Annotated in this window: 9 protein-coding genes; 5 read left to right on the top strand and 4 right to left on the bottom strand. The window is 73.9% G+C overall.

The window, feature by feature from the left end; all coding sequences use genetic code 11:
* The first annotated feature begins 85 nt into the window (after positions 1–85).
* Both E4U92_RS33100 and E4U92_RS33095 read left to right on the top strand, forming a co-directional pair.
* Positions 86–358, top strand: coding sequence for a hypothetical protein (locus tag E4U92_RS33100; protein ID WP_137304126.1), 273 nt, complete (start codon positions 86–88; stop codon positions 356–358).
* A 275-nt stretch (positions 359–633) separates the two neighbouring features.
* Positions 634–1410: a chitosanase gene (locus E4U92_RS33095; RefSeq protein WP_137304182.1), complete on the top strand. Its 777-nt coding sequence runs from the start codon at positions 634–636 to the stop codon at positions 1408–1410.
* A 73-nt stretch (positions 1411–1483) separates the two neighbouring features.
* On the opposite strand, the gene E4U92_RS33090 is transcribed toward E4U92_RS33095, so the two are convergent.
* Positions 1484–2806, bottom strand: coding sequence for a lipase family protein (locus E4U92_RS33090; protein ID WP_137304125.1), 1323 nt, complete (start codon positions 2804–2806; stop codon positions 1484–1486).
* 367 nt (positions 2807–3173) lie between these two features.
* Here E4U92_RS33090 and E4U92_RS33085 point away from each other — a divergent pair, with 367 nt between their 5' ends.
* A complete protein-coding gene (locus E4U92_RS33085; protein ID WP_137304124.1) occupies positions 3174–6548 on the top strand; it encodes a pyruvate carboxylase in 3375 nt (1124 codons plus the stop codon).
* A gap of 81 nt (positions 6549–6629) precedes the next feature.
* On the opposite strand, the gene E4U92_RS33080 is transcribed toward E4U92_RS33085, so the two are convergent.
* From E4U92_RS33080 to E4U92_RS33070, 3 genes are all read right to left on the bottom strand, one after another.
* Positions 6630–9188: a discoidin domain-containing protein gene (locus E4U92_RS33080; protein ID WP_373311589.1), complete on the bottom strand. Its 2559-nt coding sequence runs from the start codon at positions 9186–9188 to the stop codon at positions 6630–6632.
* A 276-nt stretch (positions 9189–9464) separates the two neighbouring features.
* Complete coding sequence (locus tag E4U92_RS33075; protein ID WP_229862897.1) at positions 9465–10601, bottom strand: DUF6745 domain-containing protein; 1137 nt, start codon at positions 10599–10601, stop codon at positions 9465–9467.
* A gap of 26 nt (positions 10602–10627) precedes the next feature.
* Positions 10628–10954, bottom strand: coding sequence for a hypothetical protein (locus tag E4U92_RS33070; protein WP_137304123.1), 327 nt, complete (start codon positions 10952–10954; stop codon positions 10628–10630).
* Positions 10955–11121: 167 nt separating this feature from the next.
* Here E4U92_RS33070 and E4U92_RS33065 point away from each other — a divergent pair, with 167 nt between their 5' ends.
* Together E4U92_RS33065 and E4U92_RS33060 are read left to right on the top strand one after the other, a co-directional pair.
* Entirely contained in the window at positions 11122–12078 is a 957-nt protein-coding gene (locus E4U92_RS33065) for an STM4015 family protein (protein WP_137304122.1), read from the top strand.
* Complete coding sequence (locus tag E4U92_RS33060; protein WP_137304121.1) at positions 12075–13304, top strand: STM4014 family protein; 1230 nt, start codon at positions 12075–12077, stop codon at positions 13302–13304. Before E4U92_RS33065 ends, E4U92_RS33060 begins: the two co-directional genes overlap by 4 nt.
* The last annotated feature ends 45 nt before the right edge of the window (positions 13305–13349 follow it).

Genomic DNA, 13349 nt, shown 5'->3' with positions numbered 1-13349 from the left:
GGCCCACGTCGGGGCCGTCCGCCTGGGCCGTCCGCCGGGGTCGCCGGCCGGGCCGTTGTCAGTGGCGCGTGCGAGGCTGCTGGTCATGGACGAGACGGAGTTCATGCGCGGCCGTGTGTACGGCGCCGACCACGACGACGCGAGCCCCCGCCCCGGCCGCGTCTACGCCGAACTCGTCGGCGGCCCGCTGGACGGCCTGCTGCTCGACGTCACCGGCCGCCCCGACGACGCGCCCCGCGAGGTCGCGCTGACGACGGAGATAGGCCGCTACGGACCGGGCGGACGTGCCGTGTACCGGCGGCGCCCGGCCGACGCCCACCGCTTCGACTGGGTGGAGGACACGCCGGGCGCGCCCTGACGGGTCCGCACGGCCGCCCGGCTCGACCGCTCCCCGGCTTGTCCGATCGTACGAACCTGTGCGTGAGGGGGTGCCGCGTGTACACGTCAGTCTGATAGGAAACCTTCCTGTCAGTTCGGCGCGGTTCCGCCGCCGGTCCTCCGGTGCGGCGCCGTCCGGCGCTGACGTGGCTCCACCCCCTCCAACCCCCCACCACCCCTGGAGAACCCGTGGTGCGCACACCCGACGACACAGCAGGACCCGCCGGCACCTCCCGTCGCACGGTCATCGCCCTCATGGGCGCCCTGGCCGCGACCCCGCTGCTCGCCTCACCGGGCGAGGCGGCGACCCGGCCGCTCGCCGCGGTCGGCCTCGACGACCCGGCGAAGAAGGAGATCGCCATGAAGCTCGTGTCGAGTGCGGAGAACTCCTCGCTCGACTGGAAGGCGCAGTACCAGTACATCGAGGACATCGGCGACGGCCGCGGCTACACCGCCGGGATCATCGGCTTCTGTTCCGGCACCGGCGACATGCTCGACCTGGTGCAGCTCTACACCGACCGCAAGCCCGGCAACGTCCTCGCGGGCTACCTGCCCGCGCTGCGCCGGGTCAACGGCACCGACTCCCACTCCGGTCTGGACCCGAACTTCCCGCGCGACTGGCGCAGGGCCGCCCAGGACACCGCGTTCCAGCAGGCGCAGAACGACGAGCGCGACCGCGTCTACTTCAACCCGGCCGTCCGCCAGGGCAAGACCGACGGGCTGCGCGCGCTCGGCCAGTTCGCCTACTACGACGCGATCGTCATGCACGGCGACGGCGACGACCCGACCAGCTTCCGCAACATCCGCAAGCGGGCGCTGCGCAGCGCCAAGCCGCCGGCGCAGGGCGGCAACGAGACGACGTACCTCAACGCCTTCCTCGACGCCCGGGTGTGGGCGATGAAGCAGGAGGAGGCGCACAGCGACACCAGCCGCGTCGACACGGCGCAGCGGGTCTTCCTGCGCAACGGCAACCTGGACCTGAACCCGCCGCTGGACTGGAAGGTCTACGGCGACAGCTACCACATCGGCTGACCCTCCGACGCGGGGGCGGGGCCGCCGGGACACCTCACCCGGCGGCCCCGCCGCACGTCACGGCATGCGTCCCTCAGGGCCGCAGCGGCAGCGACGCGCAGTTCGAGCCGGCCCGCTCGCCCTCGAGGCGGTCGGTGAGCCAGGAGATGGCGGCCCCCTGGTCGGTGAGCAGCGGCGTGACGTGGTTGATGATCGACCGGCCCAGGTCCGGCAGCACCACCGGCTTGTACGTCACGTCGGCGCCCTTGGCGCACCAGGCGACGGCCAGGTCGCGGGCCTGCCGGTGCGGGACCAGGTCGTCGGCGGTGCCGGTGGCCACCCGCACGGGTGAGGCCGGCTTGAGGGCGCCGATGCGCTGGTCGGCGAGGAACGCCTTCAGCCTCGGCTCGGCGGCGATGATCTCGCTCAGGGACCGCCCGTCGGTGGTCCAGGCGGTGCTGCGCGCGGAGTTGTAGGCGAGCAGGGCGTCGCCCACGCACAGGGTGGACAGGTCCTTCAGCGCCGCCTTCCCGGTCGCGTTGAGGTGGGACTCGGCGATGGGCCTGAGCTCCGGGTCGGACTGCAGGAAGCCGTTGACCGACCAGCCCAGGGCGCCGGCCAGGTCGCTGCCGTCGATGGCCTTGGTGACCTCCACCAGGTCGGCCGGGGGAGCGCCGGCGTAGGTGCCGGCCAGGCGCACGTCGGGGGCGTAGGACGGCTGGAGCTCGGCGGCGGCCGCGGTGGCCCCGCCGCCCTGGCTGTAGCCGTACAGGGCCACCCGGGAGGCGGCGCTGACGGAGCTTCCCGGCAGGGCGCGGGCCGCGCGGGCGGCGTCGAGGACGGCGTGCGCCTCGTCGACCCGGTTGACGTAGGTGTGCAGCCGGTCCGTGGTGCCGAGGCCCGCGTAGTCGGTGACGACGACCGCGATGCCGCGCGCGAGGAGGCGGTAGGCGGCCAGGTCCTCGTAGCCGACGGAGAGAGTTCCCGCGCCGATGACCAGCGGGTGTTCCAGGCCCAGGGAGGCGGCGCACTGGTCGCCCTGGCCCATGGTCCCGGGGGCGAGCACGACGAGCGGGCGCGGGCCTCCGCCGCGCCAGGCGGCGGACGGCTCCACGTAGGCGCCGGTGACGGCGACGGGCGCGCCGTTGGAGTCGGTGGACTTGTACATCAGCCGGGTCGCCGTGCCCGGGAGGGGGCCGTCCAGGCCCGGCAGGCTCAGCGCCAGGTGCAGGGGCTCGCTGCGCACCAGCGCGCCGTCGGCCGAGGGCAGGGTGTCCGGCGGGGTGTAGAAGGCCGGGATGGTGACACCGCGTGAGACGACGGCGCCGTTCTGGCCCGCGGCGGCGGGGAGGGCGGTGGCGCCCAGGCAGGCGGCGGTGGTGACGGCCGCGGCCAGGATGCGGGCAGGGGTGGGCATGGCGGGACCTCCGGAACGTGGGGAGGCCGAGCCAGCGTCTGCGGCTCGGTGACACAACGACCCGGTGGGGCGGGGTCGTTCGCCGGTCCCGTGGGGCGGGGCCGGCGACGGCGCGCGGCAGCGGGCGTCCCGGCCCGTGCCGCGCACCGTTCTTGGACGGAGTGTCAGGACGGTAACGGGACCGGGGTTACCGGCGGTACTGGTCGGTAGGTTACGGTTCGGTAATGTAACCGTGCGTGAACACCGCGCCGCGCACGGCCGTACCCGCGGACGAGGGACCCGGCGCGGTGAGTGGCCCGGCTCACATGGCACCGACCGGGCGACACCGACACGATGGTCCCGTCACCGGCAGGCTGAAGGGATCCGCATGTTCCGCAAGGTGCTGGTCGCCAACCGAGGCGAGATCGCGATCCGGGCGTTCCGCGCCGGCTACGAGCTGGGAGCGCGCACCGTCGCGGTCTTCCCCCACGAGGACCGCAACTCGCTGCACCGGCTCAAGGCCGACGAGGCCTACGAGATCGGCGAGCCCGGACACCCGGTGCGCGCCTACCTCTCCGTCGAGGAGATCGTCGGAGCCGCGCGCCGCGCGGGCGCGGACGCCGTCTACCCGGGCTACGGGTTCCTGTCCGAGAACCCGGAACTGGCCCGCGCCTGCGCCGAGGCGGGCATCACCTTCGTCGGCCCCGACGCCGACACCCTGGAACTCACCGGCAACAAGGCCCGCGCCGTGGCCGCCGCCCGCGCGGCCGGCGTGCCCGTGCTCGGCTCCTCGCAGCCCTCCACCGACGTCGAGGAACTGGTGCGGGCCGCGGACGACGTCGGCTTCCCCGTCTTCGTCAAGGCGGTCGCGGGCGGCGGCGGGCGCGGCATGCGCCGCGTCGACCGGCCCGAGCAGCTGCGCGAGTCCATCGAGGCCGCGGCCCGCGAGGCGGCCTCCGCCTTCGGCGACCCCACCGTCTTCCTGGAGAAGGCCGTCGTCGAACCCCGCCACATCGAGGTCCAGATCCTCGCCGACGGCGAGGGGAACGTCATCCACCTCTACGAACGCGACTGCTCCCTCCAGCGCCGCCACCAGAAGGTCATCGAACTGGCGCCCGCCCCCGACCTGGACCCGGCGCTGCGCGACCGGATCTGCGCCGACGCCGTGCGCTTCGCCCGCGAGATCGGCTACCGCAACGCCGGCACCGTGGAGTTCCTCCTCGACCGCGACGGCAACCACGTCTTCATCGAGATGAACCCCCGCATCCAGGTCGAGCACACGGTCACCGAGGAGGTCACCGACGTCGACCTGGTCCAGGCCCAGCTCCGCATCGCCTCCGGTGAGACCCTCGCCGACCTCGGCCTGTCCCAGGACACCGTCACCCTGCGCGGCGCGGCCCTGCAGTGCCGCATCACCACCGAGGACCCCGCCAACGGCTTCCGCCCCGACACCGGCCGCATCAGCGCCTACCGCTCCCCGGGCGGCTCGGGCATCCGCCTCGACGGCGGAACCACCCACGCCGGCACGGAGATCAGCGCCCACTTCGACTCGATGCTGGTCAAACTCACCTGCCGGGGCCGCGACTTCCAGGCCGCGATCGGCCGCGCCCGGCGCGCCGTGGCCGAGTTCCGCATCCGCGGCGTCGCCACCAACATCCCGTTCCTCCAGGCGGTCCTGGACGACCCCGACTTCCGGGCTGGACGGGTCACGACCTCCTTCATCGAGCAGCGCCCGCACCTGCTCACCGCCCGCTCCTCCGCCGACCGCGGCACCAAGCTGCTCACCTACCTGGCCGACGTCACCGTCAACAAGCCGCACGGCGAACGCCCCGACCTGCTCGACCCGCTGGTCAAGCTGCCCGCGCTGCCCGAGGGCGAGCCGCCCGCCGGGTCCCGGCAGCGCCTGGTCGACCTCGGCCCCGAGGGCTTCGCCCGCCGGCTGCGCGAGTCGCCCACCATCGGCGTCACCGACACCACCTTCCGCGACGCCCACCAGTCCCTGCTCGCCACCCGCGTGCGCACCAAGGACCTCCTCGCGGTGGCCCCCGTCGTCGCCCGCACGCTGCCCGGACTGCTGTCCCTGGAGTGCTGGGGCGGCGCCACCTACGACGTCGCCCTGCGGTTCCTCGCCGAGGACCCCTGGGAGCGCCTGGCCGCCCTGCGCGAGGCGGTGCCCAACCTCTGCCTGCAGATGCTGCTGCGCGGCCGCAACACCGTCGGCTACACCCCGTACCCGACCGAGGTGACCGACGCCTTCGTGCAGGAGGCCGCCGCCACCGGCATCGACATCTTCCGCATCTTCGACGCCCTCAACGACGTCGACCAGATGCGCCCCGCCATCGACGCCGTCCGCGCCACCGGCACCGCCGTCGCCGAGGTCGCCCTGTGCTACACCGCCGACCTGTCCGACCCGGGGGAGCGGCTCTACACCCTCGACTACTACCTGCGCCTCGCCGAGCGGATCGTCGAGGCCGGCGCCCACGTCCTGGCCGTCAAGGACATGGCGGGCCTGCTGCGCGCCCCGGCCGCCGCGACCCTCGTCTCCGCGCTGCGCCGCGAGTTCGACCTGCCGGTGCACCTGCACACCCACGACACCGCGGGCGGCCAGCTCGCCACCTACCTGGCCGCCATCGAGGCAGGCGCCGACGCCGTGGACGGCGCGGTGGCCTCCATGGCCGGCACCACCTCCCAGCCGTCGCTGTCGGCGATCGTCGCCGCAACCGACCACTCGCCCCGCCCCACCGGCCTGGACCTGCGCGCCGTCGGCGACCTGGAGCCGTACTGGGAGAGCGTCCGCAAGATCTACGCCCCCTTCGAGGCGGGCCTCGCCTCGCCCACCGGCCGCGTCTACCACCACGAGATCCCCGGCGGTCAGCTCTCCAACCTGCGCACCCAGGCGGTCGCGCTCGGCCTCGGCGACCGCTTCGAGGACATCGAGACCATGTACGCCGCCGCCGACCGCATCCTCGGCCGGCTGGTGAAGGTCACCCCGTCCTCGAAGGTCGTCGGCGACCTGGCCCTGCACCTGGTGGGCGCGGGCGTCAGCCCCGAGGACTTCGAGGCGACCCCCGAGCGGTTCGACATCCCTGACTCGGTCATCGGCTTCCTGCGCGGCGAACTCGGCACCCCGCCCGGCGGCTGGCCCGAGCCGTTCCGCACCCGCGCGCTGCAGGGCCGCCCCGCGGCCAAGCCCGTCCAGGAGCTGGGCGCACAGGACCGCCAGGGCTTGGAGAAGGACCGCCGGGCCACCCTCAACCGGCTGCTGTTCCCCGCCCCGACACGGGAGTTCGAGACGCACCGCCACACCTACGGCGACACCGGCGTGCTGGACAGCAAGGCTTTCTTCTACGGCCTGCGCCCCGCCAAGGAGTACGCCGTCGACCTGGAGCCCGGCGTGCGGCTGCTGATCGAGCTGCAGGCCGTGGGCGAGGCCGACGAACGCGGCATGCGCACCGTGATGGCCACCCTCAACGGGCAGTTGCGGCCCATCCAGGTGCGCGACCGGGCCGCCGCCTCCGACGTGCCCGCCACCGAGAAGGCCGACCGCGCCGACCCCGGCCACGTGGCGGCGCCGTTCGCCGGCGTGGTGACCCTCTCGGTCGCCGAGGGCGACGAGGTGGAGGCCGGCGCGACCATCGCCACCATCGAGGCGATGAAGATGGAGGCCGCCATCACCGCCCCGAGGGCGGGCCGGGTCGGCCGCCTGGCCATCACCCGCATCCAGCAGGTGGAGGGCGGCGACCTGCTCGTCGAACTGGCCTGACCGAAGCGGCCGTTCGGCGGCCGGACAGGCGAAGGGGGCGCGGGCCGAAGCCCGCGCCCCCACCCGGTCGGGGACCGGGGCCTACGGGAAGGACGTCACCTTCGACGGCACGGTGTCCGTGCCCGAGGTGGGTGCGCCCGTGTCGTTGATCACGTGCGCGTACTGGCCCTTGCCGCCGAGCGAGATCACCAGCAGGTCGTGCATCTTGATGCCGGACTTCACCGGCACCTGGAAGCCGTGGTGCTGGACGATCGACGGATCGCTCGTGTAGTTGCAGTAGCTGCCGAGCCCCCACGCCTCGTGCGTGTTGACGGTGTCGGCCACCTTGTAGGCGGCGTAGCCGACGATGCCGTCGTGGGTGATGGCGGCGGCGTTGGGCGCGTCGTACGCCTTCTCGTTCTGGAAGAAGATCGTCCGGCCGCGCTCACCGGCCCAGTACACGTCGTACTTGTTGAAGTGCTCGACGAACAGGCCGGTCGCGAGCACGTCGTCGCCGTTGACCCGCAGGCCGTAGTCGGCTCGGTTGGTGTCCCAGCCGACGCCGTCGCCGTGGTCCGCGCGCCACAGCCAGGTGTGGTCGATGATCACGTCGTCGCTGTTGACCACGACCGAGTTGGTGGCCTTGCCGGCGCCCGCGCCGCCGACGCGCACGAACACGTCCTGCATGGTGGTCGGGTTGGCCGCGTGGTCGGCGCTCGCGTCGGCCGGGCCGATCCGCAGCAGGGTGTCGGAGTTGACCGTGCCCGCGTCGATCAGGAAGCCGGCCAGGCGCACGCCGTCCACGTCCGCCACGTGCATCGCGTCCACGCCGCCGTCCGGCACCAGCGTGGCCAGGCCGAGGCCCAGGACCACGGTGTTGGCGCGGGTGACCTCGATGGCCCGGTCCAGGTGGTACACGCCGGGGGTGAACAGCAGGTTCAGGCCCTGGGCGAGTGCCGCGTTGATGGTGCTCGCCGTCGCGCCGGGCTTGACGACGTAGAACTGGCTGAGCGGCAGCGACGTGCCGCCGCTGTTGGCGGGCCAGGACACACCGCGCGCGTTGGTGCGCTTGGCGGGCACGAACACCTTGTACTCGCTGCCGTCCAGGTACAGGAACGGCTTCTCGCGCGAGACGGGGGTGGTGTCCAGCGTGGTGTACGGGCCGCTGTCGAAGTTCGTCGCCGGGGCGCCCTGCACACCGGTGAAGGTCATGTTCCACACGCCGTTGGTCCAGCCGCCGACCGAGCTGTCGCGGGTGTACCACTGCTGCTGCGAGTACGGTCCGACGGTGCCGTCGATCTTGGAGTCGGCGATGTAGCCGCCGGAGGCCCAGCCGTAGCCGTTCGGGGCGAGGTTGAGGCCGCCCTGGACGTGGATGCGGCGGAACGGCGCGGCCTGGGCGACCGCCCAGCGGTCGGTGCCGCTCACGGGCCGCAGGGCGAGGTTCTCCGCCGAACGCCAGAAGTTCTGGGTGGCGTTGCCGTTGAACCAACCGGCGTCGACGGTGATGTCACCGTTGATCTGCGTGTCGTCCGGGTTCAGGCCGAGGCCCGAGATGGAGGTGTAGAACCCGAGCTGGGCGTTGATGCCGTTGTAGGTGCCCGGCTTCAGCAGGAACTGGTAGCGGCCGCTGCCGAACTGGGCCGACTCCTGCTGGGCGAAGACCTGGTCGAACTTCTGCTGGAGGTTGGGCGTCGAGGGGTCGACGACGATGACGTTGGGGCCGAGGTCGCCGCCGCCCTGGATCGGGCCGCCGCCGTTGCCCGAGGAGCCGGTGTGCACGCCGACCTCCCACAGGGAGTAGCCGTACCCGGTGCCCCGCGCGGTGCCGTTGATCCGCACGTACCGGCCCGAGCCGCTGACGTCGTAGGAAGCCTGGCCGCCGGTCGCGCCCGTCACGCTCTTGAGGGTGGTCCAGCTCTGGCCGTCGGCGGACGCCTGGATCTGGAAGTCCTTGGCGTACGCGGCCTCCCAGTTCAGGTCGACCTTGCACACGTCCTGCACCGAGCCCAGGTCCACCTGCACCCACTGCGGGTCGGTGGGCTGGCTGGACCAGCGGGTAGCGGTGTTGCCGTCGAAGGCGGCGGAGGCGGGGGTGCCGGCGTTCTCCGTCGAGGACGCGGTGGCGGGCTTGCCCTGGGCCGCGTTGGCCGTGCCGCAGGACGTCGTGGAGCCGCCTCCCGACGCTCCGTACACCTGGAACTCCCAGAGGGAGTAGCCGTACGGGGTGGCGCGGTGCACGCCCTGCATACGGACGTAGCGGCCCTGCCCGGAGACGGTCACGGAGTCGGTGCCGCCGTCGCCGCCGGTGACGGACTTCAGGTCGGACCAGTTCTGGCCGTCGGCCGAGATCTGGAGGATGTAGTCCTTGCCGTAGGCGGCCTCCCAGTTCAGGTCGACCCGGCTGACCGAGGCGCTCGCGCCCAGGTCCACCTGCAGCCACTGGTTGTCGGTCGCGGCCGACGACCAGCGGGTCGTGGTCGAGCCGTCCACGGCGTAGGCGGCGGGCGTGCCGGCGTTCTCGGTGGAGGAGGCCGTGGCGGTACGGCCCTGCGAGAGCAGGGCGTCGGCGGCCACGGCCGAGGGGTGGCTGGTCGGGAGGGAGATCAGCGCTGCCGTGGCGGCCAGCGCGACGACCAGGGATCTCTTTTTCAGTCTCATACGGTGTCCCTGCGGATGCGACGAATGCGACAAGTGCGGCGAACTGGGGTGAGACAAACGTGACGAACGGGGATCACCAGCCGGATCGGGCGGCCCCACGGCTTAGTTCACGGCTTGATTTAACTGATGACCCGAGTGTTACGGCAAGACGTCGGCAGCAGGAATCTTTGAAACGTTGACCACGGGTCCCGCGCGGCGGCGGCACCCGTGTTCAACACGTGGAGGTGTCGGCCCAACGCGCGACCCCCGCACGGGCGTCGGCGGCCCGGCCCCCGCTCAGGTCTGGGTCAGCGGCGCGTACACCGACGCGTCCAGGCCGAACGTCCAGGCCACGCCCTCCCGGGCGGTCCGGGTCGCCGGCGGCACCCGCAGCCAGTACGTGCGCCGCGAACCGTCCGGCTCCGGAGTGGAGTTGAGCACCTCCACCATCACCACCGGCTCGTCCCCGGCCAGGTCGATCCGCCACAGCGTGCCCGTCTCGTCCGTGTGCAGCGGGCGGGCCCCGGAATCGGCCAGGTAGCGCTCGTAGCCGTAGAACTCCAGCATCACCCGGCGCAGTTCGGCGTTCTCCTCGGCGCGGATGCGCTGCGGCGTCAGCGTCCGCAGCTCCTCGAGGAACGCCGCCGGGACCGGCATGCCGCGCCAGGCGTGCAACGCGAAGCCGTCGGGATAGGCCAGCGCCGGCCCGTCGCCGCGGTCCAGCCGCCCGGCCTCGTCCCGGTGCAGGGCCACGGGGCGCTCGCACAGGACGGCCACCTCGGCATACGGCCACCACCATCCCGCCGCGCGGCACACCTCGGCCAGTCCGTCGAGCGGACCCTCCCGCGTGGCGAACGCCGCGAGCCACGGCGCGTCGTGCTGCCCCAGCACCGCGTCCAGCAGCACCAGGCGGGTCTCGGCGCCGTCGCCGAGCTCGTCCAGCACGCCCGCGCGGATCCGGTCGACCAGGGCCTGCGTGAAGTCCCACAGCCGGCCGCCGGTCGCCGACCAGTGCGCTGCCCAGCCCTGCGGACCCAACTCGCCGTGGAGCCGCGCCCGTTCCCGTGCCCACGGGGCGCTGCGCACCGCCTCACGCACACTCGGGCCCGGGTCGCGCAACGCTCGCACCAGCGTCACCGCCTCACGCGGGGACGCCGCCCACACCACCCGCTCCGGCTCGGCGAGACCGGCGCGCCGGTACGCCAGCCGGACCCCGGCCTCGGCCCGGGCCCGATCGGCCGGCGCCGTCGAGGCCGCCCACGCACGCCAGTCCGCGACCGCGTCCAGGTCCACCGCCGGGCCGCTGCCCGGCGCCGCGTCGACACCGCTCACGCCCGCCACCGCCTCCGCCGTCTCCGCCCCCGCCGCCGTCCGCCCACCCGTCATCGCCGCCACCGTCTCCCCGGCCTCCGTCTCCCCGCCGTTCACCGACACCCGCGTCACCGTCCGCCGCTCCCGCCTCAGTCCGCCACGATCCGCACGGACCCCGGCACGTACTCCCGCTGCCGGATCACCCGGTACCAGCCCTTCGGCAGGGCGATCGCCGCGTGCTCCTCGTGCACCACCCGACCGCCCTTGGGCAGGTGCAGCAGCATCGGCCCGAACGGCCCCGGCTCCCGCACCAGTTCGCCCGGGCCGACCACCGCGTGGGCGTGGCCCGTCACCTCGCCCAGCGCCAGCACCAGCCGGCCCCGGCCGTCCCTCGGCTCCCGCGGCGCGCCCACCGCATGGGGCGGAACCGCCTCCTCGGCCACGGACACGAGCAGGACGTCTCCCTGCCGGTACATGCGTGCTCCCCTCCGGCGGCGCCCCGTGCGCCGCCCCTCACGACCGCGACAGTAGGGGCCCCCACTGACAACGCCCCCGAAGCCCGCCCCGGCCCGGGTGCTGTCAGTGCCTGTTGGTAGAACTGCGACCACACAGACCGCATCCGTCCGTTCCCGGGAGCAGCCGCATGACCATCGGTGACCACCTGCACGCCTTCCACGGGCTGCCCGCGTTCACCTTCCCCGGCCCCGAGGCGAAGGCGGACCTGCCCGCCCCCGACTCGGTCGCCTGGCGCGTCACCAGCGACGTGTACGACGCGGACGAGGAGTGGGAGAGCGCCTTCGCCCGCTTCCTCGACGCGGTCGACACCACCGCGGTCCGCGCGCTGATCGTCGGTGCCTGGCAGGAGGCGTACGACACCGAACCCTCCGGCGTCGTCGAGGCCCTGGTCGCGGCGCGGGACCGGCTGCCCGCCCTGCGCGCGCTGTTCGTCGGCGACATGGTGGGGGAGGAGTGCGAGATCTCCTGGATCCACCAGACCGACGTCACCCCGCTGCTGGCCGCCTTCCCCGCGCTGGAGGAACTCGGCGTGCGCGGCGGCACGCAACTGCGCTTCCCGGCGGTCCGCCACGAGGCGCTGCGCAGGCTGACGATGCAGACCGGCGGCCTGCCCGCCGACGTCGTGCGGGGCGTCGGCGCCAGCGACCTGCCCGCCCTCGAACACCTCGACCTGTGGCTCGGCACCCCGGACTACGGCGGCGACAGCGAGGCGTCCGACCTGGAGCCGATCCTGTCCGGCGCCCGCCTGCCCCGCCTGCGCCACCTGGCCCTGCGCAACAGCGAGATGCAGGACGCCGTCGCCGCCGCCGTGGCCTCCGCGCCCGTCGTCGCCCGGCTGGAGACGCTGGACCTGTCCATGGGCGTCCTGACCGACGAGGGTGCCGCCGCGCTGCTCGGCGGCCAGCCCCTCACCCACCTGAAGACGCTCGACCTGCACCACCACTACATCGGCGAGCCCCTGCTGGAGCGGCTGAGCCAGACCCTCGAACCGGCGGGGGTCCACCTGTACGTGGACCGCGGCGACGCCGAGGAGGACCAGGACGGCGACGGCACGGTCTGGCGCTACGTCGCCGTGGGCGAATGACCCCCGGCAGGCCGGCCGCGGCACGCTTCGCGGTGGTGGGCAACCCCGACAACCGCCGGGTCACGCTCTTCGCCGACGCGGTGCGCGCGGCCGGCCTGCCCGGTCCCCGCCTCGTCCCGTGGGCGGACGTCCTGCGCGACGGCGGCGCGGACTTCGCGCCCGACGAGATCGTCCGCCTCGACTCGCCGGGGGAGGACGCCCACGTCGACCGGCTGCTGCGCGGCACCGACGACCCGACCCGCGTCGAGGGCTCGGCCCGCTGGTACACCGCCTTCACGTCCGCCGTGCGCGGGCTGCGCGGCGGCCTGCGCCTGGACGACCCGGACGACCTCGCGGTCCTCTTCGACAAGCGCCGCTGCCACGCCGTGCTGGCCGCCGCCGGGGTGCCCGTCCCCGCCTCGCCCACCTCCGGTCCCGGCGCCCCGCCGGTGCGCGGCTGGGACGACGCACGGGCGCTGATGCGCGAACACCGCATGGCACGGCTGTTCGTGAAGCTCGCCCACGGGTCGTCCGCCTCCGGGGTGCTCGCCGTGGAGTCGGCGGGCGGCGGCCGCATCCGGGCCACCACCTCCGTCGAACTCGCCCCGGACGGGCGGCTGTTCAACTCGCTGCGGATACGCCGCTACACCGACGAGCGGCAGATCGCGGCCGTCGTGGACGCCCTGGCCCCGGACGGCCTCCACCTGGAGCGCTGGCTGCCCAAGGCGTCCCAGCGGGGCCGCGCCGCGGACCTGCGGGTCGTCGTGGTCGACGGCCGGGCGACGCACGCGGTGGTGCGCACCAGCGCCTCACCGCTGACCAACCTCCACCTCGGCGGGCGCCGCGGGGACCTCGACGAGGCCCGCGCCGCCGTGGAGTCGGCGGGCGCCCGCTGGACGGACGTCCTCGCCGTGTGCGAGCGGGCCGCGGCCTGCTTCCCGCGCACGCTGTGCGTCGGCGTCGACCTCCTGCCGGCCGTCGGCTGGCGCCGCGTCGCCGTCGGCGAGGTCAACGCCTTCGGCGACCTGCTGCCCCGCCTCACAGGCCTCCCCGGCAGCGGCGCCGAGGGCCGGGACACGTACGCGGCCCAGGTCGCCGCGGCCCTGCGCCGTCACGGCCCCAGGAGTACACCCGGCTCGCCGGACCCGCAGGACGTCGACGACCCGGGCGACCCGCACGGCAAGCACCACCCGCTCCACCCGCACCCGCACGACACCAGAACGGGATCCGCTCATGCGATCGCCTGACCCGACGTCCCCGCACCACCCGCCGAGCGTCCCGCCCCCGCCGCC

Source organism: Streptomyces galbus (genome assembly GCF_005280195.1).
Taxonomy (GTDB): Bacteria; Actinomycetota; Actinomycetes; order Streptomycetales; family Streptomycetaceae; genus Streptomyces; species Streptomyces galbus.
This window is presented reverse-complemented; position numbering and strand designations above follow the sequence as displayed.